We start from the raw sequence: 22,392 nt of genomic DNA, 5'->3' as shown, positions 1-22,392 counted from the left end.
CTAAGTCGGGTAATTGATTCGCTTTTTTCATGCGAATCATGCCAGAGGCGCTTGACCTTCTGGCAGATTGGCGGAATCAGGACGATTCGAAACGTTAACCGTGCCCGGCGTCGGCGGGAAATTTGAGCGATGTGAGGTACTGGTGATGGCTGGACAGGCAAAGTGCCTGCTCCAGATATCACGGTTAAGCTGGACTTAATGCGTGTCGCCCAAAAGTGGAAAGCCGGTTTTGGGCGACATGCACAAACAAAAAGAGATGACGCGGTTGCCGGATCGGTAGAAAGCGTTCCGGCGCACATCCGGCAAACCGGTCCGACAGTTTACGCGGCCTCGATAGCGGCCGCTTGGAGACGACAAAGAATGGCGACAAAGGAAAAGGAAGAGGTCGAGACCGAACGCGAAGGCGCCACCGATGGCCCTCTGCTCGACCTTTCCGACGATGCTGTCAAGAAGATGATCAAAGCCGCGAAGAAACGCGGCTATGTCACGCTCGACGAGCTCAACGCGGTGCTGCCCTCGGAAGAGACGGATCCGGACCGCATCGAAGACATCAATGCGATGCTCAGTGACATGGGCATCAACGTCGTCGAGGACGACGAGGTGGGCGAGGAGACCGAAGCCGAGCCGGCCGCCGACGCCGAGGAAGACGCCAACGAGCTTGCCGAGCAGACCGGCACCGCCGTTGCAACCACGACCACCAAGAAAGAGCCGACCGACCGCACCGACGACCCGGTGCGCATGTATCTGCGCGAGATGGGCTCGGTGGAGCTTCTGTCGCGCGAGGGCGAAATCGCCATTGCCAAGCGCATCGAGGCCGGCCGCGAAACGATGATCGCGGGCCTGTGCGAAAGCCCGCTGACCTTCCAGGCCATCATCATCTGGCGCGACGAGCTCAACGAATCGAAGATCCTGCTGCGCGAGATCATCGACCTCGAAGCGACCTATGCCGGCCCCGAGGCCAAGCAGGCGCCTGTGGTCGAACGCGTCGAGGAAGCGGCCAAGCCCGAGGAGAAGCCGCGCGGCCGCGTGGCGGCTCGCGAGGAAGAAGACGACATCACCAATGTCGGCGGCGACACGCGCGGGCTGGAGGAAGAGGAAGACGACGAGGACGAGGCGAGCCTGTCGCTGGCCGCAATGGAAGCGGAACTGCGCCCGCAGGTGATGGAGACGCTCGACGTCATCGCCGACACCTACAAGAAGCTCCGCAAGCTGCAGGACCAGCAGGTCGAGAACCGCCTGGCCGCTGCCGGCACGCTCTCGCCCAGCCAGGACCGCCGCCTGAAGGAACTGAAAGACCAACTGATAAAGGCGGTGAAGTCGCTGTCGCTCAACTCCGCGCGCATCGAGGCGCTGGTCGAGCAGCTCTACGACATCAACAAGCGCCTGGTGCAGAACGAGGGCAAGCTTTTGCGCCTCGCCGAAAGCTATGGCGTGCGCCGCGAGGAATTCCTCAAGGAGTATCAGGGCTCGGAGCTCGATCCGAACTGGACCCGTTCGATCGCCAACCTGACCTCGCGCGGCTGGAAGGAATTCACCAAGAACGAGAAGGACACGATCAAGGAGCTGCGCGCCGAGATCCAGAACCTCGCCACCGAAACGGCGATCTCGATCCTGGAATTCCGCAAGATCGTCAACCAGGTGCAGAAGGGCGAGCGCGAGGCCGCGATCGCCAAGAAGGAAATGGTCGAGGCGAACCTTCGCCTGGTCATCTCCATCGCCAAGAAATACACCAACCGCGGCCTGCAGTTCCTGGATCTCATCCAGGAAGGCAATATCGGCCTGATGAAGGCGGTCGACAAATTCGAGTACCGCCGCGGCTACAAGTTCTCGACCTATGCGACTTGGTGGATCAGGCAGGCCATCACCCGCTCGATCGCCGATCAGGCGCGCACCATCCGCATTCCGGTGCACATGATCGAGACGATCAACAAGATCGTGCGCACCTCGCGCCAGATGTTGCACGAGATCGGCCGCGAGCCGACACCGGAGGAGTTGGCCGAGAAGCTCGCCATGCCGCTGGAAAAAGTGCGCAAGGTGCTGAAGATCGCCAAGGAGCCGATCTCGCTCGAAACGCCTGTCGGCGACGAGGAGGATTCGCATCTCGGCGACTTCATCGAGGACAAGATGGCGATCCTGCCGATCGACGCGGCGATCCAGGCCAATCTGCGCGAGACGACGACACGGGTGCTTGCCTCGCTGACGCCGCGCGAGGAACGCGTCCTGCGCATGCGTTTCGGCATCGGCATGAACACTGATCATACGCTGGAGGAAGTCGGCCAGCAGTTCTCGGTGACGCGCGAGCGTATCCGCCAGATCGAAGCCAAGGCGCTGCGCAAGCTCAAGCATCCGAGCAGGTCTCGCAAGCTCAGAAGCTTCCTGGACAGCTGAGCGGAACGCAATCATACGAGATCGAAAGGGCGTCTCGGCGCCCTTTTGCGTTTTTCGGCTGCCTCTCATGCCGCCTTGCCGGGTTTGCCCGACAGGAGGATAATTCCGGGGTCGGATGCATTTGTGGGCGACAAGCCGGATGCCCGCCCCGGCGCCGGTCGCAGTGGCCAGGCGTCGCGCTCCGTGGCTCCCGGTGGGAGGTGTGCCATGACGACCTATATCATATTGATCAACTGGACTGAGCTCGGCGCCAAGAATGTTCGGGAGTCGCCGAAGCGGCTCGATGCCGCCAAGAAGCTGCTGGGGGAAATGGGCGGCTCCTTCAAATCATTCTACTTGACCATGGGCGAATGCGACATGGTCGCCATCGTCGAAGCGCCGGACGATGCAGTGCTTGCCCGCTTCGCGCTGCTGTTGTCTTCGGGCGGCAATGTCAAAACGCGAACGATGAAGGCGTTTCCGGAATTCGCCTATCGCGAGATCATCAGCTCGCTCGGGTAACTGGCTGAAGGAAGCGGCGTGGCTGTTGCGAAGCCGCGCCGCATCCCCGATAGTCGCGCCATGCCCGAGCCGTTGCTGACCGTATGGTACAACACACGCTGTCCGGTGTGCGACGCCGGCATCAACCGGCAGAAGCGGCGGCTCATCGAGGCGGTCAAGGCTGGCCGCGTCGACTTCCGCGACATTAATTTCGAACCTGAGGCGCTCTCCGCCTTCGGCGCCTCGCTCGAGGATATCCGCCGGCGTCTGCATGCGACCGACGCCAGCGGGCGACTGCTGGTCGGCGCCGATGTGGCGATCGCGGTCTGGCGGCTCACGCCGGGCGAGGAATGGCTGGCGAGCTTGTTCGGCAACCCGATCGCGCTGCCCTTGACGCGCTTTGCCTATGACCGCTTCGCGGACCTTCTCTATGCCTGGAACCGCCGCAAGGGCCATTGGTAGGCGGCTTGCTCCTACCCTCTCCGTGCATTACGGGCAGCTCTTGGCCAAGGCTGCGATACATCTTAAGATATATCTTCACTTCGAGCACGGTTAGCCTTACGTAAGATGTATCGTAAGATATAACTCAAGGAGCAATCCATGCACAAACACGGTCACTTCGGGCATAGCCATTTCGGCGAGCGCATGTTCATGCATATGGCCGGCAAATTCGGCGGCCGCAGCGGCGGCGGCTTTGGCCCGTTCGGCCATGGCGGCAGGGGCGGCGGACGCGGCGGCCCGGGCGACATGTTCCGCGCTGGGCGCATGCTTGCCGACGGGGATCTCAAGCTGATCACGCTGTCGCTGCTGGCCGATGCGCCACGCCACGGCTACGACATCATCAAGGCGCTGGAAGAGCGCACCAGCGGCATCTACAGCCCGAGCCCGGGCGTGGTCTATCCGACGCTGACCTTCCTGGAAGAGGCGGGCTATGCGGTATCCTCGAGCGAAGGCAACAAGAAGGTGTTTTCGATCACCGAGGCCGGCAGGGCGCATCTCGAAGAGAACCGCGAGATGATCGACAGCGTGCTCGATCATCTCGAGCGCTTCGGCCGCAAGATGGCCGCGGCGCGCGAATGGTTCGGCTGGGGCGACGACAAGGACGAGGGGCGCCGCGGCCGTTCGGAAACGCGCGACCGGTTCCGCGCGCTGCGCCACCGGCTGCGTGCCGCGCTGGGCGACATCGCCGACGCGCCGGAAGACAAGCAGGCCGAGGCGATCAGCATCCTGGAAGACGCCGCCGAGGCGATCGAGGCCTTGGCTCGTCGCTAAGACATTCTCATAGGAAGCTCCAAAAGCCCGGATCGCTCCGGGCTTTTGCATTCAGTTCGCGACCGCAAGGGCAGGGGATCATTCCTTGCCGACATATCCGCTGATCAGCTTCTCGTTGCGCGCCTTCTCGATCTTGGCGGTGGTCTCGGCCGCGATCCGCTCGTCGGTGCGGTACTTGACCAGGTTAACCAGACTGCCGGTGAGCAGCAGCACGCCCATCGCCCAGTAGCCTTTGGTCGAGAGGTCGACCGGCGCCAGCCACAGCGACAGCGCCAGCATGAAGTAGGCTGCGCCCACCGATACCGTGTTGAACAAAATATAGGTCTGATTGCCGTTCATCGTATTGCTCCTTGGATTTGGTCTGTTTCGGGATTTGATCTGTTTCGGAAATAGCGGGTTCAGTTCAGGGATTTGAGGCGCGCCAGGACGTCCTCAGCGCGTACCTTGGTGGCCGGTCCATGACCTGCTTCGGCGAGGTGCTCACGGATCGCCTCGTGGCGCAGTTCGCCATCGATTTCGTCGAGGATGCCGGCTTCCTCGAACGGGTCGCTGCTTTCCTTGATGCGGGCCAGCAGTTCCTCCGCTTCGTTGATGCTCGTGGTGCGGCCGATCGAACGGTTGAGGCGCGACTGCGCCTTGCGTTCGGCATCGATCGCCCGGGCCGAGATCATGCCCTGGTCGAGATCGATGATGCGGCGATGCGCCTGTTCTACGGACAGACGCATCCGCAAGGTCTTCTCGCCCAGGCTTTTGGCCGCGGCGCGACGGACCTCGCGCTCGTTCTCGAGCTCGGCGATCGCGGAAGCGCCGCCTTCGGCAAGCCGCCTGGTTGTTGGCCGAGAGCGCGCTGAGGGTACGGGTTTCCAGATCGGCGATGCGGCGGTCGAGGCTGGTCTGCTCGGTACGCTAGCGCACGATCAGCGAGGCGAGCGTCTGCTTGGCGGCGGCGAGTCCCGCCTCGGCGTCGCGGGTGCGCTGGGCCAGAAGGTCGATGGCAAAACGATCCTTCAGATTGTCCTCGGCCCGCGCGCTGGCGCCGTCCAGCAATGTCTTGATCAGGCTAAGCATGGTCTTCTTCTCCCTGTTTCGTGAACGTTGTTCACAAGCTCAACATAACAGGAAATGAACGTTGTTCAAGGGCTATTTTGAACGCTGTTCATGTAGCGCCGCACATGGTAAACGCAGGCAACGGAATGAATCCCGGGCCGGGCTTGCCGACTTCGGACATAAGGACAAGAAAGAAGCATGGCGCTGGACAAGGAAGAGATGAGTGAGAAGGTGCTCGCCATTGCCGAGGCGCTGCTCAACGAGGGCGGCGCCGACAACCTGAAAGCGCGCACCATTGCCGAGCAGGCCGGCATCTCGGTCGGATCCGTCTATAACCTATTTGCCGATCTCGACGAGGTGCACCGCGCCGTCAACATGCGGCTGCTCGACCGGCTCGGCGCGACAGGCATCGCGGCGATGGCCGATCTCGAAAGGCAAGGGGTAACCGATGTCCGGCACCGCATCCTGGCGATGGCGGCGGCCTATGTGCGCTTCGTCGAGGCGCATCCCGGCAGCTGGCCGGCGGTGCTTGCGTTCAACCGCCGCCGGGCGACGCGGCCGGGCCCCGATGCCTATGACGCGCTGCTCGACGCACTCTTCGACATCGTCGCCGGCGTGCTCAAGGCAGGCGATTTCGGCCTCGACGACGACCGCCGCGCGCTTGCGGCCCGGACCTTGTGGTCAAGCGTGCATGGCATTGTGACCAGCGGCTATGTGGCGAATTCGGACAGCAGGCAGGCCGAGGAGATCTGGCGTCAGATCGAGCTTCTGGTCGGCGTTTTCGTCAAGGGGCTGGAACACGGCGGCGCATTCGCGCATGCTGACGCAAAGCCTGCGTAACAAGGGGCGCCGCCAATCCTTGGTGCCCGCGTGAATGGGAGTTTTGAAAATGTCTTTTCTGAAGAAGCTTTTTGGGGGCGGCGGTAGCGAAGCAACGGAGACCGGCAGCGCCAAGCCGGCCAAGCAGGTCGAGCACAAGGGATTCCTGATCAGCGCGACGCCCTACAAGGCCGAGGGCCAGTACCAGACCTGCGGCGTCGTCTCGAAGGAAGTGGATGGTGTGATGAAGGAGCACCGCTTCATCCGCGCCGACCGTTTCGCCGGGCTGGACGACGCTGTCGACATCTCGATCAAGAAGGGCATCCAGCTCGTCGACGAGCAGGGCGAGCGGATGTTCGGCTGAAGGTACTTCGGCTGCGCCGGCCAGCTTCTCCTTGATCAGAACGCGACCTTGTCGCCGCCCTTGAGCTGGAGGATCTGCCGCGCTTCGTCGGGTGTGGCGATCGAGGCGCCGAGGCCTTCGATGATCTGGCGCACTTTGGTCACCTGTTCGGCGCTGGAGCGGGCGAGCTTGCCCTTGCCGATCCATAGCGAGTCCTCCAGGCCGACCCGCACATTGCCGCCCAACGCAATCGCCTGCGTGGCGATCGGTAGTTGGTGGCGGCCGGCGCCCAGCACCGACCAGTGATAGTCGTTGCCGAACAGGCGGTCGGCGGTGCGCTTCATATGGGCGACGTCTTCCGGGTGGGTGCCGATGCCGCCGAGGATGCCGAACACGCTCTGGACGAAGAACGGCGCCTTGACCAGGCCGCGCTCGACGAAATGCGCCAGCGTGTAGAGGTGGCCGATGTCGTAGCATTCGATCTCGAAGCGCGTGCCGTTGTCGGCGCAGGTGCGCAAGATGTGCTCGATGTCGCCAAAGGTGTTGCGGAAGATGCGGTCGCGCGAGGATTCCAGATAGGGCCGCTCCCAGTCATGCTCGAATGTCTTGAAGCGCTCCAGCATCGGGAACAGCGCGAAATTCATCGAGCCCATGTTGAGCGACGCGACTTCGGGCGCGAACATCTTGGCCGGCCTGACGCGCTCCTCCACGCTCATCGTCGCCGCACCCCCGGTGGTGATGTTGACCACGCAGTTGGAGCGCTGCTTGATGATCTGCAGGAACGGGGCGAAGGCCTCGGTCGACTGGTCTGGGCGCCCGTCGACCGGGTTGCGGGCGTGGAGGTGGACGATCGCCGCGCCTGCCTCGGCCGCCTCGATGGCCGCGGTCGCGATCTCTTGCGCCGTCACCGGCAGATGCGGCGACATTGACGGCGTATGGATCGAGCCTGTGACCGCGCAGGTGATGATGATCTTGTTCTGGTTCGCCACTTTTGGTGCCCTGACTTCGTTGTTGGACTGCGCCTATTTAACCGCGCCTTACTTTGATGCCGGAAATGAACTGCTTCGACAGCACGATGTCGAGCAAGCTAATCGGCGGTGCCGCCAGTGTCAGCCCGGTGAACAGCACCCCCAGTCGGTGGTGAATTCGCCGACGAACACGGTCAGCCCTTGCGGCAGTGTCTTCAAATTGTCGGAGGTGGTCAGGACCAGGGGGAAGAAAAAGTCGTTCCAGCTGTTTGCGCTGGCGGCGGGCGGATCGCTGTCGGCAGAGCAGGATATCGGATCGCGCTCGGCGCCGTGAGGCTGGTCCTGCGCGAGGACCGCCATCCAGCCGTGGTGCTGCCGCCGCCGTAGGGGGCGAAAATGCAAAAAAGAGGCGGGCGCTGGCGGGCGCCTGCCTCTTTTATTTCCGGCATCGGCGGTCAGGCCGCGGCGGCGACCTGGTCAGCCGTGGCGGCGGCGATCGCGTCGACCTTGGCGGTAGCCTTGGCAAGCGCGGCGGTGACGGCGTCGGCGCCCATACCGACACCCTCGACGCGGATGATTTCGACATCGGTCATGCCGAGGAAGCCGAGCACGCTGCGCAGATACGGAACCGCATGGTCCATCTGCACTGCGGCGCCTTCGGAGTAGATGCCGCCGGAAGCGAGCACGATATAGACCTTCTTGCCGTTGACGAGGCCCTTCGGGCCGCCTTCGGCATAGGCAAAGGTCTTGCCGGAGCGGGCGACGTGGTCGACCCAGGACTTCAACGTCGAGGAGATGTTGAAGTTGATGAAGCCTGTCGCGAGGATCACGGTGTCGGCAGCGAAAAGCTCGTCGAGCACGGCGTCGGAGACGCCGACGACCTCGGCCTGGCGCGGCGTGCGTGCTTCGGCCGGCGTGTAGATGCCGGTGGCGTAGTCGGGATCGATATGCGGCAGCGGATTGGCGACGAGATCGCGCACGACGAGCGTATTGGACGGATCGGCGGCAAGCAGCTTCTGAGCAAGATCCGTGGCGACGCGGGTCGAGTGCGAAGCGGCGCCGCGCGGGCTGGAGGTGACGAGAAGAATAGACATGGCGGTGTCCCCTTCGGGTTGGATTGAACTTTCCGCCCAAATATGGGATTGCTGTCCCATCAGGATAACTGGCATAATATGTATACAATCCATCAAAAAAATGGATGGCATGGCCGTGCAACCAAACCCAACCCTAGATCAACTCCAAATCCTGGTGGCAGTGGCCGATACCGGCAGCTTCTCGGCCGCGGGGCGCAAGCTCAATCGGGCGCAGTCGGTGGTGAGCTACGGCATCGCCAATCTCGAAGCGCAGCTCGGCCTGAAACTGTTCGAACGCGAAGGCGTGCGCGAGCCGCAACTGACCGATGTCGGCAAGGCGATGCTCGAAGATGCGCGGCGCATGATCGGCGTGCTGCAGCGCATCCGTTCGCGTGCCGACGGCTACCGGCAAGGGCTGGAAGCGGAAGTGGCGATATCTGTCGACGTGGCGCTGCCCTCACCGGCGCTGGTGCGGGTGCTCAAGGCCTTCGAGGCGCAATTCCCGGCGGTCATGCTCCGGCTTTATATTGGCTCTCTCGGCCTGATTGTCGATCAGGTCGTCAACGGCCAGGCGGATCTTGGCTTCGGCGGCTTGCAAGGCGATGCCGATGTCAATCTGCTGCGCATCGGCTTCATCTCGCTGGTGCCGGCTGCCGCACCCGATCATCCGCTGGCGAAGCTGCCGAAGCCGGTCGGGATCGAGGATCTGCGCGAGCACATCCAGCTTGTCGTCACCGACCAGTCGGAGCGGACGCGCGGCCGCGACTATGGCGTGTTTGCCTATCGCACTTGGCGGCTGACGGATTTGCGCACCAAGCACGCGCTGATGCGCGAGGGGCTTGGCTGGGGCGGCCTGCCGCGCTGGCTGATCGCCGACGACCTGGCCAGCGGACGGCTGGTCGAGCTCGATCTCGAGCCTTACCGCGAAGTCCGTTCGCCGATGTACGCCATGCACCGCAACGACCGCAGCCCCAAGCCGGCAGCGACTTGGCTGATCGATGAGTTCAAGCGGCAGCTTGGCTGCTTCAACGAGACGGAGCCGGGCGTGTGGACGGAGGAGGGGCCGCAGACAAGCCGTCCATGAGCGCGATCAGCGCCGCGCGGTAATCCGCGGCGGATCCACCGGCCTCGATAGCCAGAGCTGCCCGATCGAAGGCGGCCGCCAGCAAAGCGGTCAGCGCCTCGACCGGCAATCTGATCATTGCTTGCGCACGCATCGCGGCGACCAGGCCTTCGCGCAGCGAGCGGTTGCCGTGGCGGTTGTCGATCTCGTCCATGGCGGCGCGCCCGAGCACGGCCGGCCCGTCGAGCAGCAGAAGCCGCGTGCGGCCGGGCGCCTGCATTGCCTCGAGATAGGCGTCCGAGCCTGCGATCAGCGCGTCGCGCGCGGACAGCGAAGGCGGCGAGGCATGGTCGATCTCGGCCGCAACGGCCGCTGCTTCCTGCTCGACCACTGCCGCGAACAGCGCCTGCTTGTCGGCGAAGTGATGGTAGAGCGCGCCGCGCGTCACGCCGGCCTCGGCGACGATCTCCGGCGTGCCCGTCTCGGCATAGGATTTTTCCGTAAACAGCTTTCGCGCCGCGCGGATCAGATCGGCGCGCGTCGCCTCGGTGCGGTCGCGGTTGGAGCGGCGTTCGGACCCTTGTTGCATACATGCAGCCTGTATGTTATTTGCATTTACATACAGACTGTATGTTGGATGAGAGGAGAAGGAAAGATGAAGACGACCAGCTATTATCCGGTGCTGATGACGGACGATGTCGCAGGCACCGCGGACTTTTATGTCGAGCATTTCCGCTTCGAGCCGCTGTTTGCGAGCGACTGGTATGTCCATCTGCGCTCGTGCGAGGACAGGCGCGTCAACCTCGGCATCGTCCAGGGCGACCATGAGACGATACCGGAAGAAGGGCGGGGGCGGACATCGGGCCTGCTGATCAATTTCGAGGTCCGCGATCCCGACGCTGTCTATGAGCGGGTCGTCGCCGCCGGCCTGCCGATCCTGCGCAGCTTGCGCGACGAGCCGTTCGGCCAGCGGCACTTCATCACCAGGGATCCCAATGGCGTGCTGATCGATGTGATCAAGCCGATCCCGCCAAGCGAGGAATTCCTGGCGCAATATGCCGAGGGCGTGGCCGGGAGTTAGGCCAGCGGCGATCTTAGCTCGTCCGCGCCACCGGCGTCACCGTCACCTGGCTGACGCCGGTTCGGCGCACGACCGTGCAGAGCGTCTCGCGGCCGATGCGCTCGGCGTCGAGGATGCGCACGAGGTCGTCGACGCCGGTGACCGGCCGGCCGTCTATTGCCGCGATGACGTCGCCTTCCTTCAACCCGGCCTTGGCGGCGGGACCGTCCTTCTCGACGCTGCGCAGGCGCACTGCCGTGTTCGTGGTCACCTGCGACAAGAGTGCTGCCCGGCGCGGCAGGTTGGTCGTGTCGGCGGAAACGCCGATGAAAGCGCGGCGCACGCGGCCGAAGCGGATGATTTCCGAGATGACGAAATTGGCGGTATTGGAGGCGACCGCGAAGGCGATGCCCTGCGCGCCGTGGATCATGGCGGTGTTGACGCCGATCACCTCGCCCGCCGACGACACCAGCGGTCCGCCCGAATTGCCGGGATTGAGTGCGGCATCGGTCTGGATGACGTCGTCGATCAGCCGGCCGGTCGAGGCGCGCATCGAGCGGCCGAGCGCCGAGACGACGCCGGCGGTGACGGTCCATTCGAAACCGAGCGGATTGCCGATCGCAATCGCGATCTGGCCGCGGCGCAGGCGCTTGGAATCGCCGAGCGGCGCGACGTCGGCAAAGCTGCCGTCGGCGCGCACGAGCGCGATGTCGGTGTCGGGATCGCGGCCAAGCACATGACCCTCGCGCGAAGCACCGTCCGGCATGGTGACATGCACGGCGCGCGCGTCGCCGACGACATGGAAATTGGTGACGACCAGCCCGTCCTGCGCGATGACGAAGCCGGAGCCGTGGCCGCCGGCCCCTATGCGCTCGATACGGCACACGGCCGGTCCAATGCGGTCGACGGCGTCGGCCACGGATGCCGAATAGGCATCGAGCAGAATGTCGTCAGATGGAAGTTTTTCGGCTGCGAAAGCCATCGGCGTATTCCCGTGTGGAATGATGTTTTTCCTTGGCGCGGTCGTTGCCCCAAAACCGCACAGCACTTATGGGCGACACGCAGTATATATGTGCGGAGCGGGCTCGGCAGCCGCGACCTGACCATGTGGCCAGTCCGGCCGGCGACTAGCCGTCAGGCGAGTACCCCCGGTGCCGCAACGGAGCGATATCTGGGTCACCGAACCCAGGAGACAGTCTTATGAGCGACTTCAATCTCAGTGCCTTTTCCGACGCGATCGCCGATGTCGCGGCCACCGCTGCCCCCGCGCTGGGGAGTTTCGTCACGCACCATCACCGCACCGCGAGCGCCTTCCACTGGCGCGACGGCTATTTCGTCACCGCCGAGGAGGCGGTCGAAGCCGGCGAAGAGATCGAATTGACGCTGGCGTCCGGGGAGACCGTGAAGGCGGAACTCGTCGGCCGCGATCCGTCGACGGGCGTCGCGCTGCTGAAACCGGCTTCTGGCGCTGACGGTTTGCCGCAACTCGCCCAGGCCGGCGCCGTGCGGCCCGGCAATCTGGCGATTGCCGCGGGCAATAGCGATGGCGCCGCGCTTGCCGTGTTCGGCACGATCGGCGAGGTCGGGCCGGCCTGGCGCTCGATGCGCGGCGGCACGATCGACCGGCGCATCAACCTCGCCATCAACACCGGCGGGCGATTCGAGGGCGGGCCGGTGCTCGACGCCAAGGGTGGCTTGATCGGCATGCTTTTGTTCGGACCGCGCCGGCGCGCGCTGGTCATGCCTTACGAGACGATCGAGCGCGCTGTCGCGACGCTGCGCGAGAAGGGCCATGTCGCGCGCGGCTATCTCGGCGCCGGGCTGCATCCGATCCGCAATGGCGATACAAAAGGGGCCATGGTGATGAGCCTCGACGACAGCGGCCCGGCCAAGGCCGCCGGCCTGCATGTCGGCGACATCATCGTCGCCTGGAACGGCGAGGCTGTGCATGGTCCGCGCGAGCTGATCCGCAAGCTTGGACCGGATAGCGCCGGCACAACCGTTACGCTCGGTGTTTCGAGCGGCGGCGCCGAACGCGACGTGTCGATCACCATCGGCGAGAAGCCGCTGAACTGAGAGGGCTGATGACAAACAGCGCAGCACAAGCGATTGCACGACCGGAACCGTCGGCCCATCGGTTGACGGTGCTGGTGGCGCTCGGCGATGCCCAGCGCGCCGAGCAGCTTGCAGATGCGCTTGCCGCCAGTGACGATCTGCTGCCGGTATTGGCTGGAAGCGGCGTCGGCCAAATGGCGGATGTCGCCATCGCCGACGAGGCCGGGCTGGAAAGCCGGGTCGTCAGTTCGGCCACGCCCATTGTCCTGCTTTCGCGGCGTGTGGGCAGCGAACGGGTAGTAGACAACGCGCTGGCCGTGCTGCCTATCTCCGCAGATGGCCTGCTGATCGCCGCCGCAGCGCGTCTCGCGGCCTCCGGCTACCGCATCGACAGGGCTGGGCGGTCAGAGGTCGCGCATGGCGATTTCCATCATGAGGAGCTTGCCGAGGAAGAAACGCCTGACGACAACCAGGCGCGCCCGGCTTTGTCGCCGCGCGAAACGGAGGTGCTGGCGCTGCTCGCCGAAGGCGCGCCGAACAAGGTCATCGCCCGGCGGCTCAACATTTCCGTGCACACGGCGAAGTTCCATGTCGCCGCCATCCTGATCAAGCTCGGCGCCGCCAACCGCACCGACGCCATCGCGATCGCGATGCGGCAAGGATTGGTATTGGTCTGAGCCTATCCGCGCACGACGTTGCGTAACTTCGGTCCGCCCCTTCGGCTCTTGCGCCAAGTGTATCGCCCGCGCAAGTTGCCTCCCGAATTGAAGAGGGAGGCGAGACATGTCGCTCAAGGGGAAGACGCTGTTCATCTCGGGCGGATCGCGCGGCATCGGGTTGGCGGTCGCGCTGCGCGCGGCGCGCGACGGCGCCAATGTGACGATCGCGGCCAAGACCGCCGAGCCGCATCCGAAGCTGCCGGGCACGATCTACAGCGCGGCGGAAGAAATCGAGCGGGCCGGCGGCAAGGCGCTGCCGGTGCTTTGCGACATCCGCGACGAGGCCCAGGTAGCCGATGCGGTGGCAAGGACCGTCGCGCGCTTCGGCGGCATCGACATCTGCGTCAACAATGCCAGCGCCATTCAGCTCACGGGCACGCTGGAGACCGACATGAAGCGCTACGACCTGATGCACCAGATCAACACGCGCGGCACTTTCCTGGTCTCCAAAATGTGCATTCCGCACCTGAAGGTGGCCGAGAACCCTCACATCCTGAATCTGGCGCCGCCGCTCGATATGAAGGCCAAGTGGTTCAAGAACCATGTCGCCTACACGATGGCCAAGTTCGGCATGTCGATGTGCACGCTTGGCATGAGCGCCGAGTTCGCTGCAGCTGGCATCGCCGTCAATTCGCTATGGCCGATCTCGACCATCGATACGGCTGCGGTGCGCAATCTTCTGGGCGGCGCCACGGTGGCTGCGATGAGCCGCTCGCCCGACATCATGGCCGACGCCGCGCACGCGATCTTCCTGCGTCCGTCGCGCGAGGCGACCGGCAATTTCTACATCGACGAAGAGGTGCTGCGCGCCGAAGGCGTGACGGACTTTTCGATCTATGCGCCGGGCGCGGCCGATCAGCTCGCGGGCGACTTCTTCGTCCCCGACGAGGTGTTCGCGAACTCGCAGACGAGGGTAAAAAGGATCTACTGACGGACCGGGTCCGCCTCAATCCACCTCGGCCTTCTTACCCTTCGCCAGCGCCATCACCCGGTCGATATAGGCCAGCATCAGCGCCGAGACGACGAAGGCGAGATGGATGATGGTCAGCCACATCAATTGGTCGGTCGTATAGGACACCGAATTCAGGAACACCTGCAAAAGGTGGATGGAGGAGATGGCGACGATGGTCGAGGCGACCTTGACCTTCAACGAGCCGACATCGATCGTTCCCAGCCAATGGACCTCGCCGTCCTGCTCGTCGAAGCGGCTGACGAAATTCTCGTAACCCGAGATGATCACCATCACCACCAGCGAGGCGACAAGCGCCGCGTCGATCAGACCGAGCATCTTCAGGATCGTATCGGTGTCGCCGAGCGTGAAGGCGCTCATGACGAACTCGTAGAGCTTCTTGCTGAAGGACAGCGCGTAGATCGCCAGCGCCAGGCCGAGCCCGAGATAGAAGGCGACCAGCAGCCAGCGCGAGGCCAGGATGACGGATTCGATGGCGAGTTCGAGACGCTTCATGAAGGCTTCCGGTCAAGTTGCGATAGAGCGTTTCACCGTTTCACCGAAACGGCGAACCGATCTATCTCTTTGTTGACGCAATTCCGGACGGAAGGCTGCGCGCCGAGCCTAACCGCTTCACACTTTTCCTAGAATTGCTCTGGGCCGTATTTCGGCCAGATGAAGCCGGTTTTCAAGACAAAAAGCCCCGCCGGGGAGGGGACCCGGCGGGGCTCAGTGTGTCCCGCTGGAGTCGGGACAGGGCAGGGAACGCCCTACACAGAATCTGGGTGCCGCAATGCGGCGATTCAATGAGCAGGGCGGGTCAAGCAGGACAATTCCTCTTGAGGCGGCAAGGAAAAGGCCCGTCCGAAGCGGACGGGCCTTTCTCTTGCGCGCTGATTCCGAAAATCCGGGCAGGACCTTGAAATCAAACGCTCATTGTTGCTCGCTGTTGCTGGCCACCGGCGCCACGAGCGAGGTGATGCGGCGGATGGCGACACGCCGGTTCTCGCGGTTCGGACCGGGCGTGTTCACCTTGAGATATTCCTCGCCATAGCCCTGCGTGGTGAGGTTCTCGGCCGGGATGCCGAAGGCGTTGGTGAGCGCTTCGGCGACCGCCTCGGCGCGGCGGTCAGACAGCGCGAGATTCGCGTCCGGCGTGCCGACGGCGTCGGTATGGCCCTCGATCAGGAAGGTTTCCGCCGGGTTCTTCTTCAGAAGCTTTTCCATGGCGGTGGCCACGCCTTCGAGCTTCTGCACTTCGGTGTCGGAGATCGTCGCCGACCCGAAATCGAAGTTCAGCGTGTCGAGATCGATACGCCGGGCGATGTCGCGCACGCGGGCCGAGCGCTTGACCTCGTCGATCGAGTAGAGGCGCTGCACCCTTTCCACCGGAGGCTGCTCGAGGAAGGTATAGTATTCGTCCGGATCCTGGACCTCCTCCGAATCCAGGATGTAGTCCCGGCGCGGGATGTCGAGCCGCATCGGTGGCAGGTCGTCGCCGGGATCGCGCCACTCGTCGACATCGTTATAGTAGCGCTCGTCGACATAGCTCAGCACATATTCGCGGCCATCCGATGTAATGCGCGATCGCCGGATGACGTCGCCATTACGGTTGCGGATGGTGATGATCCTCACGCCGTTGTCGCGCTCCACGATTTCGCGGGTGCGGCCGTCCGAAAGATCCTCGTAGTAAACATCCCTGGCGCCGCGGGTGATGCGAGGAGCTTCGTTGCTTTCCACGAATGTCTGGTTGTTGAACTGCAGGATCACCCGGTCACCGAACTGCTTCACCACGTCGGCACCCTGCGGCCGGCGGCGCTCGCGGACAACCTGGTCGGGCGTAAGCTCGATCCGCTTGCCTTTCTCCTGGTCCACGGGGACGATCTTTTCGGGCTTGATTGCCTGCTGCGCCGACTTGTCGTCGGTGGGCGGCGGTCCCTGATCGACTGGAGCCGGCCTCTGCGCCTGTTGGCCGGCTTGTTGCCCGGCCTGATTGCCGCCCTGCTGCTCGGCTTGATTACCGCTCTGTTCAGCGCCGGCTTGGCCAGTCTCGTTCTGGCCGGCCGGCTGGCGGCCCTTGTGCCTGCGCATGGCATCCTTCTGGCTGTCGAGGACAGGTGCTTCGTTCGGGTTGGCAGGCGCCGCGCCCTGCGCGGCATTGCCGCCGTTTTCGGGCTGGTTGTTGTTGGCAGGCTGATTGTTGGCCGGCTGTTCACCAGTGGCAGGCTGCTGCTGCCCGGTTGCGGGCTGCTCGCCCAGCGGTTTCTTGGCCTGCCTCTTGTTCTGGTTCGATGGCTGTTCCTGTTGAGCCGGCGCCTGCTCGGTCTCGGCAGGTGCCTGCGCGGTTCCGGGAACCGGCAACGGCTTGAGCTTGCGAGAACCCTGGCCTGCTGGCGTCTGTTCGGCAGGGGTCTGATTTTGCTCGGCAGGTTGCTGAGCCTGCTTGCGCTGCTTGCCGGGCTGGTTGTCATTTGCCGGCTGTTCTGGCGGCTGTTCCGCGGGTACGGCTTCCTGCTGCTGCTGATTGAGCTTCTTCTTGCGCAGTTGCTGCTGCTGGTCGGGGGCGGCCTGCTCGGCCGGAGCTGTCTCGCCCTGCTGCTGATTGAGCTTCTTCTTGCGCAGTTGCTGCTGCTGGTCGGGGGTGGCCTGCCCGGCCGGAGCCGTCTCGCTTTGCTGCTGATTGAGCTTCTTTTTGCGCAGTTGTTGCTGCTGGTCCGGGGCGGCCTGCTCGGCCGGTTGCTCAGCCGGCGCCGATTCGGCCTGCTGGTTGCGCTTCTTCTTACGTGGCTGCTGCTCTTCGGTTGCAGGCTGACCGCCCTGATCGGCTGGAGCCGCCTCGGTCTGTTGCTCGCGCTTCTTGCGCGGCTTGAGCTGCTGCTCCTCAGTTGCAGGCTGGCCGCCCTGTTCGGCCGGGGCCGACTCGGTCTGCTGTTGCTGGTCGCGCTTCTTGCGCGGTTTGAGCTGTTGCTCGGCCGGTGCAGCCTCATCTGACTGGCCGGACTGCATCTGTTGCAGCTCCTGCCGCTTCTTGCGCGGCTTCTGCTCGGACTCGGCAGGTGCTGCTTGTTCGGTGGCGGGCGCCGATTCGCTTTGCTGCTGTTGTTCGCGCTTCTTCTTGCGCGGTTGCTCGGCTCCGCCCTGCGCGCATTCCTCGGCCGACTGGCCTTCGGCGCAAGCGGCCTGAGCCAGGACGAGCGGCGCGCCGTGCAGGCCGCCGGAAGTGACACCCCCCTGCAGCGGGTACGCGCCCAACGGCGCGGATGCCATAAGCAGGCCGATTGCCGTGCCCGCCAGAATCCGTGGTTGGCGTTTCATATCGATTTTCTCCTAGTGGGGTCCCATCCCTGCCCAAACTTTCGTCAACCGCAATTGGTTCCGCCGGGCATTGGCGCCAGCCAAGGATGCCTGGCCGGCCTTTTGAAGGCAATTTCGTGTTTTTCTAATGTTGATACTGGGTCACCCGTCATCGCACGCTTGACCGAAAGGCTGCGGAGGGCCAAATCCACCAGAATGACCGCGCCATTCTGGAAAACCAAGACGCTTGAAGCGATGACCCCGGCCGAATGGGAATCGCTATGCGACGGCTGCGGCAAATGCTGCCTGTCGAAGCTCGAGGACGAGGATACGGGCGAGATCTTCTGGACAAGCGTCGGCTGCCGGCTGTTCGACGCCGAGAACTGCCGCTGCTCCGACTATGCCAATCGTCTGGCGCGCGTGCCTGATTGTGTCGGCCTGACGCCGCAGAATGTGCGCACCATCACCTGGCTGCCAAAGACCTGCGCCTACCGGCTCATCGCCGAGGGCCATGATCTCTACTGGTGGCACAGGCTTGTCTCGGGAAGCGCTGCGACCGTGCACGAAGCCGGCATTTCGATCCAGGGCCGTGTGAAGGCCAAGGAAACCGATCTGGCCGAGCCGGACGACTACTTTGATTATATACTTGACGACGAACCGTGACCGGTTCGCGTCTGGCGGGTTCGCGTTTTGACGACGAGCCCTAGCGGGCTCGCGTTTTTATGACGAACCCTGATGGGACGCGCTTTTGACGAGGAACGACGAATCCTGCGGGTTCGCGTTAGAAGCTGAGGGGGTCAGCGTTTTGGCGACGAGCGACGAACCCTGGCGGGTTCGCGCTTATATGAACCGGACATGAATGACCGGTTCGCGGAAGGTTCAGACGCAAAAAGGCATTTTCCAATCATCGGTTCTATGGGCGACAGCCCACAATAAGGAGAGAAGACGATGTTCAACACGATTAAGACGGCAGCCCTTTCGGCCCTTGTCGGGCTTGGCACTTTGGCCGCCATTCCGGCGCATGCGGACAGCCTCTATCTCGGTTTCGGGGACAGGCATGACCCGCGTTTCGGCATCTATACCGGCGATGATGACGGCTACCGCCGCGACTGGCGCCGCGACCGCGACTGGCGCGGCTGTTCGCCGGACCGCGCCCTCGACAAAGCCGAGCGCATGGGTCTGCGCCGCGCCCGCATCGTCGACATCAGCCGCCGCACGGTGAAGGTTGTCGGCCGCCAGTATGGCGACCGCGTGGTGGTGGTGTTCGCCAACGAGCGCGGCTGCCCCATCATCTATCGCTGAGGCTGAAAGGACGGTCCTTTGCGAGGATCGTCTATGCGGATGATCCTCTGCGAGGATAGCGGAGCCCCTCGAGATGAGGCGCGGCTCGAAAAAAGCCCCGGAGGACCGATCCTCCGGGGCTTTTTTGCGTGTCGCCTGCGACGCCTGCGCGCCGACCCGATCGTTACTTCAGCTCGAAGGTGACCGTGACCTGGACGTTGTAGGAGTTTTCGCCGGCCTGAACCGGGACGGCCGAACGGGCCGCATCGAAAGACTTGGCCGCCATAGGCATCGGTACCGGGGCGATATTCTGATCGGTGATCTCGAGCACCTTGCCCAGGCTGACGCCGGCCGCTTCCGCAAGCGTCTTTGCCTTGGCCATGGCGTCGGCGACCGCCTTCTTGCGCGCCTCGGTGATCGTCGCTTTCGGATCGTCATTGGTGAAGGTGATGCCGCCACCCTGATTGACGCCGAGCGACACCGCCTTGTCGAGGATCTCGCCCGTCTTGTCGACATTGCGCACGCGCACCGACAGCGTGTTGGTCACCTGGTAGGCGACGAGCTCGGCTTCCTGACTGCCGTCGGCCTTGTTGGTGTAGTTGTAGCGCGGGTTGATCTGTATGCCGGCGGTCTGCAGGTCGCGTTCGGCAATACCTGCGGATTTCATCGCCGCGATCACCGCCGCCATGGCGTCGTTGTTGGCATCGAGCGCTTCGCGCGCGCTCTTGGCCTCGCGCATGACGCTGAGCGAAAGGATCGCCATGTCCGGCGCCACCGTCGCTTCGCCTTCGCCGGACACGATGATGCGGGGCGGAGGCTGGGTGTCGGCGGCGCTTGCCAGCGCCGGGAACGCGACCGCGGCAGCGAGCGCGATGGGCAAAAGATGTCTGGTCATGAAAACTCCTCGAAGTCTGCGGTCCGCAGCCCCGATCCACATCTGCCTCGACCCGCAAAAAGGCATCGATTCCCGGCAGTGCGGCGCAAGGGCCGGACCTGTTTCGCGCCATAGAGGCGCAGGCCGCTCTACGGCGCGAATATGGGCTGATTTTGGCGTTTTGCGCCAGCGCTTTCGAAAGCCTTGTGCGGACGAGCGAAAAACACTAAGCCAGCCCGCGTGGGGCCTGTAGCTCAATGGTTAGAGCCGGCGGCTCATAACCGCTTGGTTGGGGGTTCGAGTCCCTCCGGGCCCACCATTATCGTTATTTATCAATGGCTTACGGGCAGGTTCGCCAACAGGTTCGCCAAGAGGTTCGCCAAGCATGGGCTTGCGCGTCACAAGACGCACGACTCGATCCATCCCCTGGACCGCCAGCCGAACCTGCGATGCCTCGCGCGAATAGAGTTCGGCATGATCGATATCGTCGTGACCGAGCACATCCATGAGCTGTCTGGTTGAGGCCTCTGCCTCGGCGAGATAAACGCCAAGCGACTTTCTCAGTCCGTGCAGCGTCAGCCCTTTCGGAAGCCCGGCGAGCTTGCACCAATGAGCCATGGTGCCGGTCAGGGATTTGGCGGAGAAGGGCTGGCCATAAGCCGTGACCAAGACCGTTTCGCCCCGCTTGTCAGTGGCATCGAGGATTTCGGCAAGCATCGGTGTAATCGGAACGAAAAGCCGCTTGCCTCCGGTCCTGGTCTTGTTCTTGCCCTGGGTGATGTCGAAGCCGTCGAACTGACGTTCCTCGCCATCGATCATGACCCTGCGTGTGACCCTCTGGTCCCATCGCAAATCGGCGACATCGCCGCGACGATTGCCCAGCCAAAGCGCGAGGCCATAGCAGGTACGCGCAGCCGTGCCGAGCGGCCAGCGCTGTTCAAACTTCTGCATTGCTTCGCTTGGCCAAGCCTTCCAGCCTGTGTAGGCGGGACGCCATTCCACAGCTGCGGTGGGATCGATTTCGATCCATTCCAGGCGTATCGCGACATTGACGAGTTTGCGTATCGCAACCAGCAGGTGCTTAGCCTTGTGTGGTGTCGCGATGAAGCGTCCCAGAAGCTCCTCGACGTGCACTCGCCGCAGGTTCTTAACGGGCACATCGCGCCATGTAAGGGGATGGTCATCGACAACCCGCAGGCCCAGAAATTCCTCGATCAGACGGCTGTTCTTGAATTTCGTACTCTCATCATGGGCGAGCCACTTGACCGATGCTTTCAATCTCTGCTCCGCCGCACCGAAGGTTCCCGGCAAGGCAGCACCCGGCATCCTTACAACCTGCGCTTTGTGGATCTTCCGGCCCTCGACCGCGGCTTGGTAGGCTTCCTTGAAACCTACATCGTTCGGGGCGGGCAGCGTCACCAGACGTCCGTTGACGCGGTAGCGCCACCGCGTCGTTCCATGCCGATCCTTGTAGGAAGACAAGCCCGGATATTTGTCTTTCAGGCGCTGTTCCATCAGGGGCCTAGACTATTCTCGACGATGATTCCCTTGCAAGAGAAAGTCGACAATATTCTCTTCATCGTCGCCGGGGAGATCGGCGAACGCGGCCTCCAGTTTGAGGCGATCCCAGATTACACGACTATCTATTTTCTTCGGCTTTGGCATGCGGCGGTCGGCGACCATTTGGTCAAATTTGGTTACGCCTACGCCGACATAGCGAGCGGCCTCTTCACGTGAGAGACCCCGAGGAGGGTAGGGAAGGGAATCGCTTTTCATGACCTCGCCGCCGGCATATGTCCGCCTAGTGCACGGACTTCTGTTCAGAGATCAGGATCTAGAGTGCATCAACCTCCGCCGGAAGGGCACCGATCTAGCACTGCGGCAAATTGCGGTCTCGGCGTATAAATAGGATGGTTATGTGAGTTCAGGTGTTCGAGTCGGGAGAGCGCTACCGCCTTTCCCCCGGTCGGAGACCATGCGATTTTTCTACAGTGTCGGGCGCGATGGGCCTCTCTCGATGCCGCTAAGACCTGTAGGGACGTGAGAGTCTGACCCGAAGCTATCCACGGCACGTACGGCAGCTTTGCGCCTGCAGATCGGCGACACGCATCCCGAGCAAACGGGATGTTCCGATTTCTCTATTCGACATTTGGTCAGTCCTCCTCCCCCCGCCCGTGTCTGTTTCGCCGCCACCCGAATCCGCAGCCTGCCGACAGTCTGGTGTTGCAGTTGAGGAGCATCAGCATGCCCGCTCGTGAGAATCTGCTGATATTATGAATGAATGATGAATGGCGCGCGGCTGTAGTTCGGCCCTTGCTGCGATCGCGGAAGGCAGGCTTATTGTCGGGTCGCGGGCCGGGCCGGAGAGGCAGCGGCTAGGCGGGTACGCTGCAGAGCAAGGCCGCCTGAACGGCGTCGAAGAAGCGCCGGACCTCAGCGCGCGCATCATTGGCGTCTTGGCCCCGTTCGGTCGCGACCGAAAGCAGATGCGTAGCAGTTTCCCGCCAGAGCGTAGCTGCCTCGTCACTCGGAAGGCGAGCAATTGCGTTCGCCACGATTCGAATGGCGGGAAGTTCTCGACTAATTGGGAAGGCATATACCGACATGGACCGGATGACCCGCAAATGTTGCACGCCGAACCTATCGATCGAAAGGAAATAGAAGCTTAAGGGGCGCGGCCCAAGCCATTCGCCAAGACCGCGTCGCC

At 63.3% G+C, this 22,392-nt stretch carries 26 protein-coding genes, 1 tRNA gene and 1 pseudogene; 14 read left to right on the top strand and 14 right to left on the bottom strand.

Features of this window, described 5'->3' with window-relative positions; genetic code table 11:
• The first annotated feature begins 360 nt into the window (after nt 1–360).
• The 4 genes from rpoD to LB553_RS26295 all read left to right on the top strand — a co-directional run bounded on the left by rpoD (nt 361) and on the right by LB553_RS26295 (nt 4,140).
• Nucleotides 361–2,388 carry an RNA polymerase sigma factor RpoD gene (gene rpoD / locus LB553_RS26310; RefSeq protein WP_224517581.1) on the top strand — a complete coding sequence of 676 codons (2,028 nt, stop codon included), beginning with the start codon at nt 361–363 and terminating at the stop codon, nt 2,386–2,388.
• Nucleotides 2,389–2,595: 207 nt separating this feature from the next.
• On the top strand, nt 2,596–2,889 hold the full coding sequence (locus LB553_RS26305) for a GYD domain-containing protein (protein WP_224517578.1): 294 nt from the start codon (nt 2,596–2,598) through the stop codon (nt 2,887–2,889).
• Between the two features lie 60 nt (nt 2,890–2,949).
• On the top strand, nt 2,950–3,330 hold the full coding sequence (locus LB553_RS26300; RefSeq protein ID WP_224517674.1) for a thiol-disulfide oxidoreductase DCC family protein: 381 nt from the start codon (nt 2,950–2,952) through the stop codon (nt 3,328–3,330).
• 138 nt (nt 3,331–3,468) lie between these two features.
• Nucleotides 3,469–4,140, top strand: coding sequence for a PadR family transcriptional regulator (locus LB553_RS26295; protein ID WP_224517577.1), 672 nt, complete (start codon nt 3,469–3,471; stop codon nt 4,138–4,140).
• Between the two features lie 78 nt (nt 4,141–4,218).
• Here the strand turns inward: LB553_RS26295 and LB553_RS26290 are convergent, their stop codons facing one another.
• The 3 genes from LB553_RS26290 to LB553_RS26280 all read right to left on the bottom strand — a co-directional run bounded on the left by LB553_RS26290 (nt 4,219) and on the right by LB553_RS26280 (nt 5,208).
• Nucleotides 4,219–4,479, bottom strand: a complete 261-nt coding sequence (locus LB553_RS26290; RefSeq protein WP_224517575.1) for a YiaA/YiaB family inner membrane protein — start codon at nt 4,477–4,479, stop codon at nt 4,219–4,221.
• Nucleotides 4,480–4,538: 59 nt separating this feature from the next.
• Nucleotides 4,539–4,865 carry a PspA/IM30 family protein gene (locus LB553_RS26285; protein WP_224517573.1) on the bottom strand — a complete coding sequence of 109 codons (327 nt, stop codon included), beginning with the start codon at nt 4,863–4,865 and terminating at the stop codon, nt 4,539–4,541.
• Nucleotides 4,866–5,046: 181 nt separating this feature from the next.
• Nucleotides 5,047–5,208, bottom strand: a complete 162-nt coding sequence (locus LB553_RS26280; RefSeq protein WP_224517571.1) for a hypothetical protein — start codon at nt 5,206–5,208, stop codon at nt 5,047–5,049.
• A 177-nt stretch (nt 5,209–5,385) separates the two neighbouring features.
• On the opposite strand from LB553_RS26280, the gene LB553_RS26275 reads away from it, so the two are divergent.
• Together LB553_RS26275 and LB553_RS26270 are read left to right on the top strand one after the other, a co-directional pair.
• The gene (locus tag LB553_RS26275) at nt 5,386–6,027 is read left to right on the top strand and encodes a TetR/AcrR family transcriptional regulator (RefSeq protein WP_224517569.1); all 642 of its coding nucleotides are present in this window, start codon (nt 5,386–5,388) and stop codon (nt 6,025–6,027) included.
• 49 nt (nt 6,028–6,076) lie between these two features.
• Complete coding sequence (locus LB553_RS26270; protein ID WP_224517567.1) at nt 6,077–6,370, top strand: HlyU family transcriptional regulator; 294 nt, start codon at nt 6,077–6,079, stop codon at nt 6,368–6,370.
• 35 nt (nt 6,371–6,405) lie between these two features.
• Here the strand turns inward: LB553_RS26270 and LB553_RS26265 are convergent, their stop codons facing one another.
• The 3 genes from LB553_RS26265 to LB553_RS26255 all read right to left on the bottom strand — a co-directional run bounded on the left by LB553_RS26265 (nt 6,406) and on the right by LB553_RS26255 (nt 8,411).
• On the bottom strand, nt 6,406–7,338 hold the full coding sequence (locus LB553_RS26265) for a 3-keto-5-aminohexanoate cleavage protein (RefSeq protein ID WP_224517565.1): 933 nt from the start codon (nt 7,336–7,338) through the stop codon (nt 6,406–6,408).
• Nucleotides 7,339–7,458: 120 nt separating this feature from the next.
• Nucleotides 7,459–7,677 carry a hypothetical protein gene (locus LB553_RS26260; protein ID WP_224517563.1) on the bottom strand — a complete coding sequence of 73 codons (219 nt, stop codon included), beginning with the start codon at nt 7,675–7,677 and terminating at the stop codon, nt 7,459–7,461.
• Nucleotides 7,678–7,772: 95 nt separating this feature from the next.
• Nucleotides 7,773–8,411: an FMN-dependent NADH-azoreductase gene (locus LB553_RS26255; protein ID WP_224517561.1), complete on the bottom strand. Its 639-nt coding sequence runs from the start codon at nt 8,409–8,411 to the stop codon at nt 7,773–7,775.
• Between the two features lie 115 nt (nt 8,412–8,526).
• On the opposite strand from LB553_RS26255, the gene LB553_RS26250 reads away from it, so the two are divergent.
• Nucleotides 8,527–9,474 (top strand): LysR family transcriptional regulator, encoded by a 948-nt coding sequence (locus LB553_RS26250; protein WP_224517672.1) that lies wholly within the window; start codon nt 8,527–8,529, stop codon nt 9,472–9,474.
• On the opposite strand, the gene LB553_RS26245 is transcribed toward LB553_RS26250, so the two are convergent.
• Nucleotides 9,416–10,042: a TetR/AcrR family transcriptional regulator gene (locus LB553_RS26245; RefSeq protein ID WP_224517559.1), complete on the bottom strand. Its 627-nt coding sequence runs from the start codon at nt 10,040–10,042 to the stop codon at nt 9,416–9,418. The two genes, LB553_RS26250 and LB553_RS26245, sit on opposite strands and share 59 nt — an antisense overlap.
• A 66-nt stretch (nt 10,043–10,108) precedes the next feature.
• On the opposite strand from LB553_RS26245, the gene LB553_RS26240 reads away from it, so the two are divergent.
• Nucleotides 10,109–10,534 carry a VOC family protein gene (locus LB553_RS26240; RefSeq protein WP_224517557.1) on the top strand — a complete coding sequence of 142 codons (426 nt, stop codon included), beginning with the start codon at nt 10,109–10,111 and terminating at the stop codon, nt 10,532–10,534.
• 13 nt (nt 10,535–10,547) lie between these two features.
• Here LB553_RS26240 and LB553_RS26235 read toward each other — a convergent pair whose 3' ends face one another.
• Nucleotides 10,548–11,495 (bottom strand): S1C family serine protease, encoded by a 948-nt coding sequence (locus LB553_RS26235; RefSeq protein WP_224517555.1) that lies wholly within the window; start codon nt 11,493–11,495, stop codon nt 10,548–10,550.
• A gap of 218 nt (nt 11,496–11,713) precedes the next feature.
• Between LB553_RS26235 and LB553_RS26230 the strand changes: the two genes are divergently transcribed.
• The 3 genes from LB553_RS26230 (at nt 11,714) to LB553_RS26220 (ending at nt 14,218) form a co-directional block, all read left to right on the top strand.
• The gene (locus LB553_RS26230; protein ID WP_224517553.1) at nt 11,714–12,589 is read left to right on the top strand and encodes a S1C family serine protease; all 876 of its coding nucleotides are present in this window, start codon (nt 11,714–11,716) and stop codon (nt 12,587–12,589) included.
• Nucleotides 12,590–12,597: 8 nt separating this feature from the next.
• Nucleotides 12,598–13,245, top strand: a complete 648-nt coding sequence (locus LB553_RS26225; protein WP_224517550.1) for a helix-turn-helix transcriptional regulator — start codon at nt 12,598–12,600, stop codon at nt 13,243–13,245.
• Nucleotides 13,246–13,351: 106 nt separating this feature from the next.
• Nucleotides 13,352–14,218 (top strand): SDR family oxidoreductase, encoded by an 867-nt coding sequence (locus LB553_RS26220; protein WP_224517548.1) that lies wholly within the window; start codon nt 13,352–13,354, stop codon nt 14,216–14,218.
• 15 nt (nt 14,219–14,233) lie between these two features.
• On the opposite strand, the gene LB553_RS26215 is transcribed toward LB553_RS26220, so the two are convergent.
• Both LB553_RS26215 and LB553_RS26210 read right to left on the bottom strand, forming a co-directional pair.
• Entirely contained in the window at nt 14,234–14,752 is a 519-nt protein-coding gene (locus tag LB553_RS26215; protein ID WP_224517546.1) for a TIGR00645 family protein, read from the bottom strand.
• Between the two features lie 417 nt (nt 14,753–15,169).
• Nucleotides 15,170–17,551, bottom strand: coding sequence for an OmpA family protein (locus LB553_RS26210; protein ID WP_224517544.1), 2,382 nt, complete (start codon nt 17,549–17,551; stop codon nt 15,170–15,172).
• 195 nt (nt 17,552–17,746) lie between these two features.
• On the opposite strand from LB553_RS26210, the gene LB553_RS26205 reads away from it, so the two are divergent.
• Nucleotides 17,747–18,193: a YcgN family cysteine cluster protein gene (locus LB553_RS26205; protein ID WP_224517542.1), complete on the top strand. Its 447-nt coding sequence runs from the start codon at nt 17,747–17,749 to the stop codon at nt 18,191–18,193.
• 285 nt (nt 18,194–18,478) lie between these two features.
• Entirely contained in the window at nt 18,479–18,832 is a 354-nt protein-coding gene (locus LB553_RS26200; protein WP_224517540.1) for a hypothetical protein, read from the top strand.
• Between the two features lie 163 nt (nt 18,833–18,995).
• On the opposite strand, the gene LB553_RS26195 is transcribed toward LB553_RS26200, so the two are convergent.
• A complete protein-coding gene (locus LB553_RS26195; protein ID WP_224517538.1) occupies nt 18,996–19,706 on the bottom strand; it encodes an SIMPL domain-containing protein in 711 nt (236 codons plus the stop codon).
• Between the two features lie 222 nt (nt 19,707–19,928).
• On the opposite strand from LB553_RS26195, the gene LB553_RS26190 reads away from it, so the two are divergent.
• Nucleotides 19,929–20,004: transfer RNA gene (locus tag LB553_RS26190), tRNA-Ile, on the top strand.
• A gap of 191 nt (nt 20,005–20,195) precedes the next feature.
• Here the strand turns inward: LB553_RS26190 and LB553_RS26185 are convergent.
• The 3 genes and pseudogenes from LB553_RS26185 to LB553_RS26175 form a co-directional block, all read right to left on the bottom strand.
• Nucleotides 20,196–20,636, bottom strand: a pseudogene (locus LB553_RS26185) (tyrosine-type recombinase/integrase); the annotation flags it as partial.
• Nucleotides 20,637–21,212: 576 nt separating this feature from the next.
• A complete protein-coding gene (locus tag LB553_RS26180) occupies nt 21,213–21,461 on the bottom strand; it encodes a hypothetical protein (protein WP_224517536.1) in 249 nt (82 codons plus the stop codon).
• A 599-nt stretch (nt 21,462–22,060) separates the two neighbouring features.
• A partial coding sequence (locus LB553_RS26175; protein ID WP_224517534.1) for a DUF6074 family protein occupies nt 22,061–22,392 on the bottom strand: 332 nt, incomplete at its 5' end.

Origin of the sequence: Mesorhizobium sp. CA8 (assembly GCF_020164955.1) — a bacterium.
Lineage (GTDB): Bacteria > Pseudomonadota > Alphaproteobacteria > Rhizobiales > Rhizobiaceae > Mesorhizobium.
The sequence above is the reverse complement of the archived record's forward strand: the minus strand, read 5'-3'. Positions and strand labels throughout refer to the sequence as shown.

Coding starts and splice junctions, on each gene's coding strand:
- rpoD (WP_224517581.1), top strand. CDS start 361: ATGGCGACAAAGGAAAAGGAAGAGGTCGAGACCGAACGCGAAGGCGCC.
- LB553_RS26305 (WP_224517578.1), top strand. CDS start 2,596: ATGACGACCTATATCATATTGATCAACTGGACTGAGCTCGGCGCCAAG.
- LB553_RS26300 (WP_224517674.1), top strand. CDS start 2,950: ATGCCCGAGCCGTTGCTGACCGTATGGTACAACACACGCTGTCCGGTG.
- LB553_RS26295 (WP_224517577.1), top strand. CDS start 3,469: ATGCACAAACACGGTCACTTCGGGCATAGCCATTTCGGCGAGCGCATG.
- LB553_RS26290 (WP_224517575.1), bottom strand. CDS start 4,479: ATGAACGGCAATCAGACCTATATTTTGTTCAACACGGTATCGGTGGGC.
- LB553_RS26285 (WP_224517573.1), bottom strand. CDS start 4,865: ATGCGTCTGTCCGTAGAACAGGCGCATCGCCGCATCATCGATCTCGAC.
- LB553_RS26280 (WP_224517571.1), bottom strand. CDS start 5,208: ATGCTTAGCCTGATCAAGACATTGCTGGACGGCGCCAGCGCGCGGGCC.
- LB553_RS26275 (WP_224517569.1), top strand. CDS start 5,386: ATGGCGCTGGACAAGGAAGAGATGAGTGAGAAGGTGCTCGCCATTGCC.
- LB553_RS26270 (WP_224517567.1), top strand. CDS start 6,077: ATGTCTTTTCTGAAGAAGCTTTTTGGGGGCGGCGGTAGCGAAGCAACG.
- LB553_RS26260 (WP_224517563.1), bottom strand. CDS start 7,677: ATGGCGGTCCTCGCGCAGGACCAGCCTCACGGCGCCGAGCGCGATCCG.
- LB553_RS26255 (WP_224517561.1), bottom strand. CDS start 8,411: ATGTCTATTCTTCTCGTCACCTCCAGCCCGCGCGGCGCCGCTTCGCAC.
- LB553_RS26245 (WP_224517559.1), bottom strand. CDS start 10,042: ATGCAACAAGGGTCCGAACGCCGCTCCAACCGCGACCGCACCGAGGCG.
- LB553_RS26240 (WP_224517557.1), top strand. CDS start 10,109: ATGAAGACGACCAGCTATTATCCGGTGCTGATGACGGACGATGTCGCA.
- LB553_RS26235 (WP_224517555.1), bottom strand. CDS start 11,495: ATGGCTTTCGCAGCCGAAAAACTTCCATCTGACGACATTCTGCTCGAT.
- LB553_RS26230 (WP_224517553.1), top strand. CDS start 11,714: ATGAGCGACTTCAATCTCAGTGCCTTTTCCGACGCGATCGCCGATGTC.
- LB553_RS26225 (WP_224517550.1), top strand. CDS start 12,598: ATGACAAACAGCGCAGCACAAGCGATTGCACGACCGGAACCGTCGGCC.
- LB553_RS26220 (WP_224517548.1), top strand. CDS start 13,352: ATGTCGCTCAAGGGGAAGACGCTGTTCATCTCGGGCGGATCGCGCGGC.
- LB553_RS26215 (WP_224517546.1), bottom strand. CDS start 14,752: ATGAAGCGTCTCGAACTCGCCATCGAATCCGTCATCCTGGCCTCGCGC.
- LB553_RS26210 (WP_224517544.1), bottom strand. CDS start 17,551: ATGAAACGCCAACCACGGATTCTGGCGGGCACGGCAATCGGCCTGCTT.
- LB553_RS26205 (WP_224517542.1), top strand. CDS start 17,747: ATGACCGCGCCATTCTGGAAAACCAAGACGCTTGAAGCGATGACCCCG.
- LB553_RS26200 (WP_224517540.1), top strand. CDS start 18,479: ATGTTCAACACGATTAAGACGGCAGCCCTTTCGGCCCTTGTCGGGCTT.
- LB553_RS26195 (WP_224517538.1), bottom strand. CDS start 19,706: ATGACCAGACATCTTTTGCCCATCGCGCTCGCTGCCGCGGTCGCGTTC.
- LB553_RS26180 (WP_224517536.1), bottom strand. CDS start 21,461: ATGAAAAGCGATTCCCTTCCCTACCCTCCTCGGGGTCTCTCACGTGAA.